13 protein-coding genes are annotated in these 11,975 nt (G+C 60.2%); 6 read left to right on the top strand and 7 right to left on the bottom strand.

What is annotated here, in order from left to right:
- Window positions 1–122: 122 nt before the first annotated feature.
- The 4 genes from A37O_RS0109940 to A37O_RS0109925 all read left to right on the top strand — a co-directional run bounded on the left by A37O_RS0109940 (window position 123) and on the right by A37O_RS0109925 (window position 3,649).
- Window positions 123–1,130 carry a metal ABC transporter solute-binding protein, Zn/Mn family gene (locus tag A37O_RS0109940; RefSeq protein WP_018297359.1) on the top strand — a complete coding sequence of 336 codons (1,008 nt, stop codon included), beginning with the start codon at window positions 123–125 and terminating at the stop codon, window positions 1,128–1,130.
- Between the two features lie 100 nt (window positions 1,131–1,230).
- Window positions 1,231–1,932 carry a metal ABC transporter ATP-binding protein gene (locus tag A37O_RS0109935; RefSeq protein ID WP_018297358.1) on the top strand — a complete coding sequence of 234 codons (702 nt, stop codon included), beginning with the start codon at window positions 1,231–1,233 and terminating at the stop codon, window positions 1,930–1,932.
- A complete protein-coding gene (locus A37O_RS0109930; protein WP_018297357.1) occupies window positions 1,933–2,823 on the top strand; it encodes a metal ABC transporter permease in 891 nt (296 codons plus the stop codon).
- A gap of 10 nt (window positions 2,824–2,833) precedes the next feature.
- A complete protein-coding gene (locus tag A37O_RS0109925) occupies window positions 2,834–3,649 on the top strand; it encodes a CE1 family esterase (protein WP_018297356.1) in 816 nt (271 codons plus the stop codon).
- A gap of 147 nt (window positions 3,650–3,796) precedes the next feature.
- On the opposite strand, the gene rlmB is transcribed toward A37O_RS0109925, so the two are convergent.
- From rlmB to A37O_RS0109890, 7 genes are read right to left on the bottom strand one after another with little or no spacing between them, the layout of a single operon-like run.
- The gene (gene rlmB / locus A37O_RS0109920; protein ID WP_018297355.1) at window positions 3,797–4,738 is read right to left on the bottom strand and encodes a 23S rRNA (guanosine(2251)-2'-O)-methyltransferase RlmB; all 942 of its coding nucleotides are present in this window, start codon (window positions 4,736–4,738) and stop codon (window positions 3,797–3,799) included.
- 27 nt (window positions 4,739–4,765) lie between these two features.
- Window positions 4,766–6,157, bottom strand: a complete 1,392-nt coding sequence (gene cysS / locus A37O_RS0109915; RefSeq protein ID WP_018297354.1) for a cysteine--tRNA ligase — start codon at window positions 6,155–6,157, stop codon at window positions 4,766–4,768.
- Between the two features lie 47 nt (window positions 6,158–6,204).
- The gene (gene nagB, locus A37O_RS0109910; protein WP_018297353.1) at window positions 6,205–6,999 is read right to left on the bottom strand and encodes a glucosamine-6-phosphate deaminase; all 795 of its coding nucleotides are present in this window, start codon (window positions 6,997–6,999) and stop codon (window positions 6,205–6,207) included.
- 10 nt (window positions 7,000–7,009) lie between these two features.
- Window positions 7,010–7,747 carry an alpha/beta fold hydrolase gene (locus tag A37O_RS15925; protein ID WP_018297352.1) on the bottom strand — a complete coding sequence of 246 codons (738 nt, stop codon included), beginning with the start codon at window positions 7,745–7,747 and terminating at the stop codon, window positions 7,010–7,012.
- Window positions 7,747–8,226 (bottom strand): 2-C-methyl-D-erythritol 2,4-cyclodiphosphate synthase, encoded by a 480-nt coding sequence (ispF, locus tag A37O_RS0109900; RefSeq protein ID WP_018297351.1) that lies wholly within the window; start codon window positions 8,224–8,226, stop codon window positions 7,747–7,749. Before ispF ends, A37O_RS15925 begins: the two co-directional genes overlap by 1 nt.
- A gap of 12 nt (window positions 8,227–8,238) precedes the next feature.
- A complete protein-coding gene (gene ispD, locus A37O_RS0109895; protein WP_018297350.1) occupies window positions 8,239–8,976 on the bottom strand; it encodes a 2-C-methyl-D-erythritol 4-phosphate cytidylyltransferase in 738 nt (245 codons plus the stop codon).
- A 5-nt stretch (window positions 8,977–8,981) separates the two neighbouring features.
- Entirely contained in the window at window positions 8,982–9,572 is a 591-nt protein-coding gene (locus tag A37O_RS0109890; protein ID WP_018297349.1) for a CarD family transcriptional regulator, read from the bottom strand.
- A gap of 360 nt (window positions 9,573–9,932) precedes the next feature.
- On the opposite strand from A37O_RS0109890, the gene A37O_RS0109885 reads away from it, so the two are divergent.
- Both A37O_RS0109885 and radA read left to right on the top strand, forming a co-directional pair.
- Window positions 9,933–10,475 (top strand): hypothetical protein, encoded by a 543-nt coding sequence (locus tag A37O_RS0109885; RefSeq protein WP_245533829.1) that lies wholly within the window; start codon window positions 9,933–9,935, stop codon window positions 10,473–10,475.
- 113 nt (window positions 10,476–10,588) lie between these two features.
- Window positions 10,589–11,968, top strand: a complete 1,380-nt coding sequence (radA, locus tag A37O_RS0109880; protein ID WP_026196296.1) for a DNA repair protein RadA — start codon at window positions 10,589–10,591, stop codon at window positions 11,966–11,968.
- Window positions 11,969–11,975: the final 7 nt, after the last annotated feature.

The following is an 11,975-nucleotide window of genomic DNA, read 5'->3' as shown; positions in this document are numbered from 1 at the left end:
GTGCCTTTCCTCCGCCACTCATTCCCGGCGTTCCCATTTCGTTTTCATTTCATGCCCCCTGCCTGCATTTTCAATAGGTTTTCAAGTTGACAACCTTTTTCATTAAGGGTTTATTAGTAGATATGAACAAACGTCTCCCCATCCTCGCCTCGCTCGTTGCCGGGGCTCTTTTCGCTACCGCCTGCTCAAGCACTGATACCACCAACGCTGACACAACGTCTACGGCTCCAGCAGATGCAACTGGGCTCAATATCGTGACCTCGACGAGCATCTGGGGCGACGTTGCCTCTGCCGTTGTCACCGACGAGAATGCCACGATCACCCCGATCGTCGAAGGCAATGTCACCGACCCCCACACTTTCGAGCCCTCCGCAGCTAACTTAGCGGCAGCTGCCGAGGCCGACATCGTCGTTGTCGGCGGTGGCGGATACGACGCATGGCTCTACGAGGTGGTCGACGAGAGCAAGCTTGTTCACGCCCTCCCTCTTACAGCCGATGCGCACGCAGGCCACGATCATGGTGACGAAGCTGCCGCAGAAGATGAGCACGCTGAGGATGAGCACGCTGACGAAGCTGCCGCAGAAGACGCGCATGCCGACCACGAAGGCCATGATCACGGCCCAATCGAGGCAATCGATGGCAATGAGCACATCTGGTACGACACCGATGCTGTGGAATACGTCGCTGAAGAAATCGAGGCCGCAGCACTGGCCATTAACCCAGATACACAGGCCGACGCGCAGCCAGTCCTTGACCGGATGGCCGCAATGGACATCCTGATCCAAGAACTGCCTGCAGCTAATGTCGTTCAGTCCGAGTCCGTGGGCGATTACATCATCCATGACTCCGCATTGGAAGATGTCACACCTGAGTCTTACCGCGCAGCCGTCCTGAGCGAGTCCGAACCTGCCGCTGCCGATCTCGCCGCTTTCTTAGACACGCTTGGGGGCGATGAGGTTGATATGCTCATTTTCAACCCGCAAGCCGCAACTGATACCGCTAAACGAATTCGCGAAGCCGCGGAAGAAAACGGCATCACGATTGTTGAGATTAACGAAACCCCTGAAACTGGCGAGAACTTCTTGGATTACTTCGAAGGTCGCGTCCAAGCTCTCTCGGACGCAGCTTAGGAAAATTTAGTTCTTTCCAACGTCTTAGCCTCTGGGTTCGCCCAGGGGCTTTCGGACGTTCAACTTCAAGAACTACCTCACCCCTAATTAAAGGAACAACATGCTCGTGCAATTCCACGACGCAGCGGTCGACCCGCTGTGGTCGGGGCTTGATCTCGCCGTCGAACCGGGCGAATTCATCGCGGTTCTTGGCCCCAACGGAGTGGGTAAATCCACGCTCCTCTACACCATCATGGGGACACGGGATCTGACTTCCGGCACCGTCGAGGTTCCGGGGCGCTACGGGTATATTCCGCAACAGCGGATGTTCCCCATCGACCTGCCCATGCGCGCTCGCGACCTCGTGTCGCTTTCGCTCGCTCACGGCGTGTTCAAGCGACGCCACCCCAAGCGCGCCGAGGTCGATGCGCTGCTTGAAAGCGTCGGCGCGACGGGCATCGCCGACCAGCCGGTGGGCACTCTGTCGGGTGGTCAGCAACAGCTGGTGCGCCAGGCACAGGCCTTCGCCAATGACCCAGAAGTGATTCTTGCCGACGAGCCCCTGCTCTCCCTCGATATCGCCAAACAGCAAGAGGTAGTCCGCCGTCTCGATCAGCGGCGCAAAGAGCGCGACACCGCCATCTTGTTTGTCACCCACGGCATCAATCCGATCATCAACGTGACCGATCGCGTGCTTTATATCGCACCCAACGGCCACACCATCGGCACGGTGTCCGAGGTAATGCGCTCAGATGTCCTCTCCGAGCTCTACAACACGCATGTGGATGTAGTCGAAGTCAACGGCCGATTGGTAGTGGTGTAAATGCAGCAATTTATCGACGATACCTCCTACCTCCTCAGCGTCGACTTCGTCCAAACCTCGCTCATCGCCTCAGCCTTCTTGGGCATCCTCAGCGGTGTCATGACGAGCCTAATCGTGCAGCGAAACATGTCCTTTTCCGTGCACGCCACCTCTGAGCTCGCCCTGATGGGTGCCGCAGCCGCACTGCTCTTCGGGCTCAATGTCGGATTTGGTGCAGTGGTGGGCTCAATCGTGGCAGCCATCGTCTTGGCCCTGCTCGGTTTGAAGGGCCAGCAGGATTCCGCCGTCGGTGTGGTGATGAGTTTCGGCATGGGCCTATCCGTGCTGTTCCTGCACCTCTATCCCGGCAACTCCTCGACTGCTATGAGCCTGCTGACCGGCCAGGTCGTGGGTATGTCCAGTAATTCGCTGGGCCTACTTGTCGCCACCACCGCGATCATCGTGGGTTCCGTTGTCCTTTTTTGGCGCCCCATCCTCTTCGCCTCGTCGGATCCCATCATGGCCCGAGCCTCAGGAGTGCCTGTTCGCGGAATCGCGGTGGGCTTCGCCATGCTCGTCGGCCTCGCCGCCGCGCAGTCCGTCCAGATCGTCGGTGCGCTCTTGGTGATGTCACTGCTGATCACCCCCGGCGCCGCCGCAGTCCAGATCACCGCAAACCCCGTCAAGGCCGTGCTGTGGTCTGTCCTGTTCGCCGAGATCGCCGCGGTCGGTGGCCTGGTTCTCTCGCTAGCACCGGGTGTGCCCGTCAGTGTCTTCGTCGCCTCAATTTCATTCGCTATCTACATCATCTGTCGCATTATCGGTGCACGTCTGCGCCGCGGGGCAACGCGTGACGAAGTCCAAGCCGCGAAACGTTTAGAACCTGCGCCACACCACGACCACGACCACTAACATCAATCCAGTGAAAGTTAACCGCTCCTCCCTCGAACACGACCGCCGCGATCGCCTCTTCATCACCATCACACCCGACGAACTCCCAGAGTCACCCACGCTCTTGCTGTTTCTCCACGGGTCCATGCAGTCATCCAATGTGGCCCGCAACTTCACGGGGCATACGTTTGAGGGACTCGTCGATAAGCATGGCATCATTTTGTGCTACCCCGACGGTGTCAACCATCACTTCAACGATGCCCGGCGCGACCTCACCGAGGACACGAGGTGGATGCGCATCGACGATGTGGATTTTCTCAAGCAGCTCATCGCCTCGCTTCGCGACGAGTACCAGGTCTCTCGGGTGATCGCCGCCGGTTATAGCAACGGCGGTCAAATGGTTACGCGCCTGCTCCACGACGCACCTGGAACCGTCCAGGGTGCTGCACTTTTTGCCGCGCCCGTGCCGACGGAGAAGAACATGCTTTCCACGACTGACGGGTGGGTGCCCACGCCAATTGTGATGCTGCACGGCACTGCCGATGAGATGGTTCCCTATGACGGCGGCCAGGCCGGCTTCGAGGGAAACTCACGTGGCGATGTGCGCAGCGCGAAGGAATCGCTGGAGTATTACGCTGCGCTAAACGGTTCGGCGGACTTCGAGGAGCTCTCCCCCTTTGAGTCCGTAACGGTTGATCGCTACACAGGTGGCGCGACCACCGAGCTGTGGACCGTCGAAGGCATGGGTCATCTCGTGCCAAGCAGCAAGAAGCTCGATTCCCGGGTCGGGCCAGGAACCGAGCTCTTTACTGGGGGCGAACTAGTGGAGGACTTCTTCGAGCTGTAGGGGGTCCCCCTTCGCACATCAACGGTTGAGGATTGATGAATGCCCAGGTCGCGTTTTGGGCCCGCGGCACTACCACATCGCGACCTGGGCATTCATTGATCTGTATCCGTTAATCTGGCGCAGCTGGGATCTGAGGGGCGAAACCCCCTACTTTCCCACGCGACGCTGACGCGCGAACTCGCTAAGCACAACACCCGCTGCAACGGAGGCGTTGAGCGATTCCACCCAGCTCTCCATCGGCACGCTCATGATCACGTCGCAGTTTTCGCGCACGAGGCGGGAAATACCCTTACCCTCGGAGCCAACCACGATGACCACGTTGTCCGTGCCGCCGTCGTAGGTGTCCAGGGTGTGCTCGCCGCCCGCATCTAGGCCAACGACCTGGTAGCCGTTCTTCTGGAACTCCTTGACCGTGCGCGTCATGTTCGTCTCGCGCGCAACCGGCAAACGTGCCGCGGTACCAGCCGAGGTACGCCACGCCACACCGGTGACCTGCGCCGAGCGACGCTCAGGAATGATCACGCCGTGTCCGCCGAAAGCCGCGGTGGAACGAATCACAGCACCCAGGTTGCGTGGGTCGGTGATGTTATCCAGCAGGACAAACATGCCCTTCTCGCCGCGCTCGTTGACGCTAGCAATCAGATCGAAGACGTTGGAGTACTTGTACGGCTGGATCTGCAGGCCGATGCCCTGGTGCATGGAGTTGCCCACCATACGATCGAGCTCGTGGCGCTGGATCTCGCGAATCGGGATGTTGCGGGAATGGGCGATGGCCACTGCTTCGGAAAGGCGATCGTCGTTACCCGTGCCCTGAGCAACAATCAGCTGTTCCGACGGAACGTTTGCGTGCAAGCACTCGATGACCGGGTTGCGACCCACCACCAGATCCGGTTCGTCGCGCTCATGACGGCCCTGATCCTTGCGGTCGCGGTACTGCTTCGCCTTGTATTTCGCGTGGTAGACGCGCTCATCAGCCTTCGGGGTCGGGCCCTTGCCCGCCAGCCCGCGACGACGATTACCGCCGGAGCCCTTGGTGGCGCCCTTCTTATTTACCTTGCGCTTGTCGGGGCGCTCGTATGGTTTAGCCATGTTCTGTTGTCCTGCCCTATTTCTTCGCTAGTTCTTGAGCGACCACTGGGGGCCGTCGGCGGTATCGGTCACGTCTATCCCGGCATCTTCTAACCGATCGCGCACGGCGTCGGCGGTTGTCCAATCTTTCTCGGCGCGCGCGGTGGCGCGACGTTCAAGTTCAGACTGCACAAGTACGTCTAAAGCGTGGTTCGCATTTTCGCTTGTCGACGATACACTCGCCCACTGTTCATCTTGTGGGTCAACCCCCAAAACCCCGGCCATCGCCCGGATCTGGCCGGCGAGCTCCACAGCACGCGCCTGGTTATTTTCAGACAACGCCTTGTTTCCCTCGCGCACTGCATTGTGAATCTCGGCGAGGCCCCGTGGGACCCCAAAATCGTCGTTAAGTGCTTCTTCAAAAGCATCTGTCCAGGTAGTGGACTCAACCTCGCCCACGCGCCCGAGGAATTCCTCGATGCGGCGGTAACCTGCCGCGGCCTCCTGGAGTGCCTCCGGGGAGTACTCCAGCACGCTGCGGTAGTGCGCGGAGCCCAGGTAGTAGCGCAGCTCCACCGGGCGCACCATCTCCAACATGTTCGGCACCGAGAGCACATTACCCAAGGACTTGGACATCTTCTCACCGGCCATGGTCACCCAGTGGTTGTGCATCCAGTACTTGGCAAACCCGTCGCCCACGGCGTGGGATTGGGCTTGCTCGTTTTCGTGGTGTGGGAACTGCAGGTCCAGACCACCGCCGTGAATGTCGAAGGTGCCACCCAGGTACCAGGTGGACATGGCCGAGCACTCCAGGTGCCAGCCGGGGCGACCGTCACCCCAGGGGGTCGGCCACGAAGGCTCGCCCGGCTTGGCGGCCTTCCACAGCGCAAAGTCGAGCGGGCCGCGCTTACCCACGGTGTCGGTCTCGCCTTGTTCCATCTCGTCTGGGCGGTTACCGGAGAGGCTGCCGTAGTCCGAGCCCTCGGACTTCACCCAGGCGTTGACGTCGAAATAAACGGAGCCCTCGGCAGCGTAGGCGAAGCCATTGTCAATGAGCCGCTGCATGTAATCGACCATCTGGGTCACATGCCCCGTGGCGCGCGGCTCGACCGAAGGAGGCAGCACACCTAAGGTGTCATAGGCCTTGGTGAATTCGCGCTCATAGGTAGACACCCACTCCCACCAAGGGCGGTCATGCTCGGCGGCCTTGGTGAGGATCTTGTCGTCGATGTCGGTGACATTGCGCACGAAGGCGACATCGTTGCCCTGGGCAATAAACCAGCGACGCACAATGTCAAAGGCGACACCCGAGCGCACGTGACCGATGTGGGGTTGTGCCTGCGGGGTCGCACCACACAGGTAGATGGAAACGTGTCCGGGTTCAACCGGCTCGAAGTCGCGCAGAGTGCGGGTTCCTGTGTCGAAGATGCGTTGAGTCACGCACTCTAGTTTAGACCACACACCAGACACTCCGCGGGCGCCTGCAACTACCGCTTCGGCAGACCGTCGAGGCCCTTCCACTCCGGCCGCATGGCCTCCATGTGACGGTAGTACTCCACCTCATTAAGCTGCGAGGCCGCGGACTCGTCCACGATCACCACGGCATTGGGGTGCAGCTGCAGCACCGATGCCGGGCACGCCGCGCTGACGGGACCCTCAACAAGGTCATGCACCGCCTGCGCCTTACCGGCACCTGTGGCAATCAGCAGCGCTTGGCGGGAACGCAGAATCGTGCCGAGGCCCTGAGTGATGGCGTACTTCGGCACCTCATCCTCGGAATCGAAGAAGCGCGCATTATCTCGCACGGTCTGCTGGTGGAGGATCTCCACACGCGTCGTCGAGGCCAATGACGTCGCAGGCTCATTAAAACCAATATGTCCGTTGCGCCCCACACCGAGCAGCTGCAGGTCAATGCCCCCAGCGTCGACGATGGCGTTTTCGTACTCGTCGGCAGCCTCCCAGGGCCTGTCCGACATACCGTTTGGCGAGTGCACGTCCGCATCATTGAAATCGACATGGCTGGTGAACTCGTTGCGAATCACGTAACGATAGCTCTGATCGTGGTCTCCGGGCAGCCCGATGTATTCATCCAGGCAGAACGCCTTCATTCCGCTAAACGAGATCTCGCCCGCCTCATAGCGGCGAATCAATTCCCGATAAGTCTCCAGCGGCGTCGAGCCAGTGGCCAGCCCCAGCACTTTTCCTGGACTGAGGTGCTCGCACATAATATCGGCAGCGGCCTGCGCTACGCCGCTCGATGTTTCACGGATCAGTACTTCCATAGGCAATACTCTAATCACACAGGTCGACATGCTGCGTCAAAGCCTGCAAATAAGCCTCCGGCTGCTCGCGACGAATGCAGTGCCCCGCAACGAATTCACGGTACGGCAGCACAAGATCTCGCTTATCGACGATTGAATCCGCCCCATTTCCCACCAACACCAGCACCGGGACCCCGGTTTCTTGCAGATCGGCTTGGACCTGCGTCCAGTTCCTCGACTGCGTGACAACTCCGGTGCGCAAGAATTCCTGCTGTGTTTGGTGGTGCGCCATCGCCCACGCGTGGGTTTCTACCTCGCTCCACCCCTGCGCGAGCCGCTCAGCAACCGCCTTCGGCATCTCTCGCAGGTTCCGCAGTTTGGACAGTGCACGTGCTTCGCCGATATCTTTGATGGTTTGCTCATCCCTGGTAAACCACGCGGGGTCTTCTAAAACGAGCGAGCGGACCAGCTCAGGACGCAGGTTTGTAGCCTCCGCGGCTACTGCCGCACCCATTGAATGGCCGACAACAAGCGCGGGGCCCTCCGCCGCGAGCACGGCAATCAGGTCCGCGACAAGGACGGGGAAGGGATCTGCCAGGTCGCTTTCACTAAAGCGCGGTGAGTGCCCGTGACCGCGCAGGTCGAGGGCAACCACGCGGTAATCGTCGCGAAGCGATGCGATCAGATCGGACCAACCCGCAGCATTGTCGCCGACTCCGTGCACCAAGATGACCGTGGGGCCCGCGCCGACGGTGATGCGGGAAAGCATTAGAGCTCGACGAGCGCGGTTGCGATGGCGGCGCGGCCTTCGCCGGAACCGGTAAAGCCCATGTGGTCGGTGGTGGTGGCGCCGACCGAGACTGGAGCGCCGAGCGCCTCGGAAAGCACCTGCTGAGCTTCCTCGCGGCGCGGGCCCATCTTCGGGGTCTGACCGATTAATTGCACAGAGACGTTGACCACGTAGTGGCCGTGCTGATCTAGCAATTCGCGCAGCTCGCGCAAAAGCGTGGCACCAGTGACACCGTCGTATTCGGGGCGACCGACGCCGACGAAGCTGCCCAGGTCGCCGAGGTTGCAGGCAGAAAGGACCGCATCGACGATCGCGTGGGACACCACATCACCATCGGAATGGCCCTCACACCCGTCCTGGCCCTCGAAGAGGAGCCCTGCGATCCAGCACGGCTTACCCGCTTGGATTTGGTGGGCATCGAAGGCGTTTCCGACGCGAAGATTTGTGGCCGTAGACAATGTGAGCTCCCCTTAGGATTGAAGATTTCCAGATACTTCAAAGACGGTAGGTTCCGCCTCGTCAGTGATGGTTTTAGCCAAAAGCAGATCGATCGGCGTGGTGATCTTGAAAGCCATTGGATCACCCTGCACGGTGCGCACCGGAGTGCCGAACCATTCCATCAAACTTGCGTCATCCGTGGCAACGAATCCAGGGTCATGGGAGGCGAAATACTTCAGGTTTGCCTCACGCAATGCCGATAACTCGAAGCCTTGCGGAGTCTGCACCGCACGCAGCGACGCGCGGTCGGGGGTGTCCACGACCATGGTCGGGGTCACGCTATCGACGCGCTTAATAGTGTCGGCCACAGGAACTACCGGCACCACTGCGGGTGCCCCAGTAAGAACAGCGTGGGCGACGCGGGCGATCATCCCGGGAGGGGTCAGCGCGCGTGCGGCATCGTGAATCAGGACGATGGCCTCATCGTCGTCGATGGCTTTGAGGCCTTCCCAGATTGAATCGGCCCGCTCGCCCCCGCCGTGAACGAAGCGCACGTCAGGATGGCCCTTCAACGTGTGTCTTGCTACGGATTCCATGTCCTGGCTGACCAGCACAATAATCTCGTCGACGACACCGGAAGTTTCCATCGCCGTCACGGAGCGCTCGACAAGGGTGCGCCCACGCAGAGGCACGAAGGCCTTCGGGACCTCTGCGCCGAGCCTTGTGCCTTGCCCGGCCGCAGCAACGAGGGCGATGACGCGACGTGCCACCAGTCTTACTCTTCGTCGTCGAAGCTCAGATCGTCCAGATCGACGTCATCAAAGTCTTCGTCCGTAGCTTCTGGGTTTGGATCCGCCACGATGCCGGCCTTGACGTGGCGATCGATGATCTCTTGGATCTCGGTTTCCATCTTGTCGGCCTTTTCCTCGTCGACGGGCTGCGCGAGCGCGAGCTCTCCCACGAGGATCTGACGCGCCTTGCCCAGCATGCGCTTCTCGCCCGCCGAGAGTCCACGATCCTGGTCTCGGCGCCACAGGTCGCGGACAACCTCTGCGACCTTATTAATGTCGCCGGACGCCAGACGCTCCTGGTTTGCCTTGTAACGGCGGGACCAGTTGCCTGCCTCTTCCACATCCGTTTCGCGGAGGACGGAGAAGACCTTTTCCAAGCCTTCCTTGCCCACAACATCGCGCACACCGACCATTTCGGTGTTCTTGGTAGGAACGCGTACTTCCAAGTCAGACTGGAGAATCTTCAGCACGAGGAACTCAAGCGTTTCCCCGCCCATCTCGCGCTGCTCGATGTCGGCGATACGTGCCGCCCCGTGGTGAGGGTAAACGACCACTTCTCCGACCTTGAATTCCATTCCTGCTCCTTGGTTATCCGCGGCTGAACCGCTAATGAGGCCACTAACGAGTCTGTGCAACGTGCACTTAACCCCACCATTCTACCATCTAAGGATTTGAAAAGTTTGTGGGACCGGGGTTGATAAAAGACCCGCTCGCACCACGGTCGGGGCTATAAAGGTTCAGGAAGATTACCCCCGGTTCACCCCTACGAGTTCGGGGACAATGAAGTCGATTCACCCCAAACTGTGTTTTAAGCAGGGATTCAGACTAAGGTTAAAACCCGATACACGCTTTGTGAACTACAACGATGGAGGACACTCACAGTGAAGTCCCAGAAGTCGGCTGTTCGTCGCGGATTAACCGTTTCCGCCGCTGCCATGTCTGCTTTGCTTCTTGCATCCTGCTCCGCAGGTCAGATTACCCAGACCTCAGGTCAGGTTGCCGCGGTCGACGGCGCAACCGCCTCTACCGAGAACCAGGAAGTCACCGTCCAGGACGTTCACGTCATCCTCGACCCGGCTACCGGCGATGCGGCCCTGAAGTTTACCGCTACTAACCAGGACCCATCGCACACCGAGCACACCCTGCAGTCCGCTGAGGTTGCCGGCGAGCAGGTTAACTTGGGCAATGTTGAGCCACTGGGCTACAACTGCACCCTCGTGGCAGATTCCGCTGAGGGCTTGGACTCCATCCCACAGGCTGATCCTGACACTGCTTGCATCCAGTACGTAGAAGCCTCTGTCGAGAACAAAGACTTCGCTTACGGTGGCAACCAGGAAGTTGTGTTCAACTTCGATTCAGGCCAGATCACCCTGGACGTGACCGTGTCCGCTCCAAACCTGGAAGCTGGCAACGTTGATCGCGGCCCAGAGACCAACATCTCTGACAAGCAGCAGGAAGAGCAGGGTGGCGGGCACTAATCCGCTAGCTTCACACTCGCACCCGCCACATCCTCGCAGGATGCGGCGGGTTTTTTGTGCCAGTTCAGCGCCTAGAAGAGTTGATGTCTAGTCGATGTCCTAGGCTTTAGCCCATGGCAAAGAAACCCCGCAGTATTCATACTTGTTCGGAATGTGGATACTCCTCCCCTAAATGGTTGGGCCGCTGCCCGGAATGCGGGTCGTGGGGCACCCTGCAGGAGTCGGTGGCGGCAGTGGCCTCGTCGTCAAGCGGCGCTGCTGCCACTCGTGCGCTGACACCGACGTCTCCCGCGCAACCGATCACCGCGATTGATGCCACCGCAACCAAGACAATGCCCTCGGGCATCGGCGAACTTGACCGCGTGCTGGGCTCGGGTGTTGTGCCTGGTTCCGTGGTGCTCATGGCTGGCGAACCGGGTGTGGGTAAATCGACGCTGCTGCTGGAGGTCGCTAGTCGGTGGGCTGACCTGGATAATCGCAAGGCGCTCTATGTCACCGCGGAGGAATCGGCCGGCCAGGTTCGCGCCCGCGCCGAGCGCACCGGTGCCTTAAAGGACTCGCTTTATCTTGCCGCCGAGTCCAACCTGGATGTGGTGTTCGGGCATGTTGAGCAGATCAAGCCTTCGCTGATTATTGTGGATTCGGTCCAGACCATGACGGCCTCGGGTGTGGAGGGTGTGCCGGGCGGTGTTGCGCAATCGCGAGCCGTGACGGCCGCGCTGACCACGCTGGCAAAAACCACGAGTATTCCCATTCTCTTGGTGGGACATGTGACAAAGGACGGCAATGTTGCAGGTCCTCGCGTGCTGGAACACCTCGTGGACGTGGTGCTCAATTTCGAAGGCGATCGACAATCTAGTCTGCGCATGCTCCGCGGGATTAAGAATCGTTTCGGTGCGACCGACGAGGTGGGCTGCTTCGAGCAAACCGCCGATGGCATCCGGGAGGTGCCGGACCCCTCGGGGCTATTCCTCTCTCACCGCGGGAAAACCCCGGATGGCTCTGCGGTCACCGTTGCCATGGATGGGGTGCGCCCCATGCTGGCAGAAGTCCAGGCCCTGACCGTGGACCCTGTGGCGAAGAGCCCGCGGCGGGTAGTCACGGGCCTGGATTTCAATCGGGTGCCGCTAGTGCTCGCGGTGCTGCAGGCAAGGTGCGGGCAGCGCACCAACGATAAAGATGCCTACGTGGCCACGGTTGGCGGGGTGAAAATCACCGAGACCGCCACGGATCTCGCGGTTGCCTTGGCCACCTGGTCCAGCCTGCATGAGACTCCGCTGCCGGAGAAAACGGTGGTCATTGGCGAGGTCGGGCTCGCTGGAGAACTGCGCCGAGTGCCCAATCTAGCCCGCCGCCTCCAGGAGGCGGCAAGGTTGGGCTATGAGCGCGCTATTGTCCCCGCCGGGGAGAAACTAGACGTTAGTGGGATGTGCATTAGCCAGGCCTCCACGCTTTCTGATGCCATTGCATTGTTAGAAAAGAGAAGAAACTAAACTCCTG

The sequence above is a fragment of the Corynebacterium lubricantis DSM 45231 genome (assembly GCF_000379425.1).
GTDB classification, from domain to species: domain Bacteria; phylum Actinomycetota; class Actinomycetes; order Mycobacteriales; family Mycobacteriaceae; genus Corynebacterium; species Corynebacterium lubricantis.
Note: the sequence above shows the minus strand (reverse complement) of the source record. Positions and strands in the feature narration are given on the sequence as shown.

What these genes read in the sequence shown, in the direction of transcription:
- A37O_RS0109940 (WP_018297359.1), top strand. Translation starts at nt 123, where the DNA reads ATGAACAAACGTCTCCCCATCCTCGCCTCGCTCGTTGCCGGGGCTCTT.
- A37O_RS0109935 (WP_018297358.1), top strand. Translation starts at nt 1,231, where the DNA reads ATGCTCGTGCAATTCCACGACGCAGCGGTCGACCCGCTGTGGTCGGGG.
- A37O_RS0109930 (WP_018297357.1), top strand. Translation starts at nt 1,933, where the DNA reads ATGCAGCAATTTATCGACGATACCTCCTACCTCCTCAGCGTCGACTTC.
- rlmB (WP_018297355.1), bottom strand. Translation starts at nt 4,738, where the DNA reads ATGGCTAAACCATACGAGCGCCCCGACAAGCGCAAGGTAAATAAGAAG.
- nagB (WP_018297353.1), bottom strand. Translation starts at nt 6,999, where the DNA reads ATGGAAGTACTGATCCGTGAAACATCGAGCGGCGTAGCGCAGGCCGCT.
- A37O_RS15925 (WP_018297352.1), bottom strand. Translation starts at nt 7,747, where the DNA reads ATGCTTTCCCGCATCACCGTCGGCGCGGGCCCCACGGTCATCTTGGTG.
- A37O_RS0109890 (WP_018297349.1), bottom strand. Translation starts at nt 9,572, where the DNA reads ATGGAATTCAAGGTCGGAGAAGTGGTCGTTTACCCTCACCACGGGGCG.
- A37O_RS0109885 (WP_245533829.1), top strand. Translation starts at nt 9,933, where the DNA reads ATGTCTGCTTTGCTTCTTGCATCCTGCTCCGCAGGTCAGATTACCCAG.
- radA (WP_026196296.1), top strand. Translation starts at nt 10,589, where the DNA reads ATGGCAAAGAAACCCCGCAGTATTCATACTTGTTCGGAATGTGGATAC.